This window comes from Streptomyces abyssalis (assembly GCF_001751365.1).
Taxonomy (GTDB): Bacteria; Actinomycetota; Actinomycetes; order Streptomycetales; family Streptomycetaceae; genus Streptomyces; species Streptomyces abyssalis.
The window spans coordinates 1-203 of sequence record NZ_LJGT01000001.1 but is presented as its reverse complement, the minus strand read 5'-3'; the positions used below and the strand labels follow the sequence as shown (position 1 = coordinate 203).

Below are 203 nucleotides of genomic sequence, written 5' to 3'. Positions count from 1 at the left end.
GACACAGGTGGTCAGGTAGAGAATACCAAGGCGCTTGAGAGAACTCGGGTGAAGGAACTAGGCAAAATGGTGCCGTAACTTCGGGAGAAGGCACGCTGATATGTAGGTGAAGTCCCTCGCGGATGGAGCTGAAATCAGTCGAAGATACCAGCTGGCTGCAACTGTTTATTAAAAACACAGCACTGTGCAAACACGAAAGTGGA

General features: G+C 49.8%; 1 rRNA gene. It reads left to right on the top strand.

What is annotated here, in order from left to right:
- Positions 1–203: ribosomal RNA gene (locus AN215_RS00005) — 23S ribosomal RNA — on the top strand; the annotation flags it as partial.